This window comes from Mesorhizobium sp. M7A.F.Ca.CA.003.01.2.1 (genome assembly GCF_003998945.1).
GTDB classification, from domain to species: domain Bacteria; phylum Pseudomonadota; class Alphaproteobacteria; order Rhizobiales; family Rhizobiaceae; genus Mesorhizobium; species Mesorhizobium ciceri.
In genome coordinates this window covers 1-396 of record NZ_RZRA01001719.1, presented here as the reverse complement: position 1 = coordinate 396, position 396 = coordinate 1, and the positions used below count along the sequence as shown (strand labels likewise).

Sequence of the window (396 nt, the reverse complement as noted above, 5' to 3'; positions counted from 1 at the left end):
CATATGAACATCGCCCCCTACGAGGTGGTGCCGGTCCGGGATGGGCACATCATCCTGGCGGTGGGCAATGACGGCCAGTTCGCCAAATTCTGCGCTGCCGTCGGGCTGGACGACCTGCCTGCCAATCCCGACTTCGCCACCAATCCCGCCCGGGTCGCCAACCGGGCCAAGTTGCGCGAACGCATGGTCGAGGCGCTGAAGGTTTTTGACCGCGATCCGCTGCTGGCAAAGCTCGAAGCGGCCAGCGTGCCGGCGAGCCCGATCAACACGATCGGCCAGATGTTCGCCGACCCGCAGACGATCGCGCGCGGCATGCGGCTCGACCTGGACGACGGCCATGGCAATCTTCTGCCTTCGGTGCGCGCGCCGATGGTGATGTCGGGCACGCCGCTGGTC

Annotated in this window: 1 protein-coding gene; it reads left to right on the top strand. The window is 66.7% G+C overall.

Annotated features, from left to right (window positions below; all coding sequences use genetic code 11):
• Positions 1–396, top strand: a 396-nt coding sequence (locus EN969_RS35105; protein WP_206525403.1) for a CoA transferase, incomplete at both ends; no start/stop codon positions are given.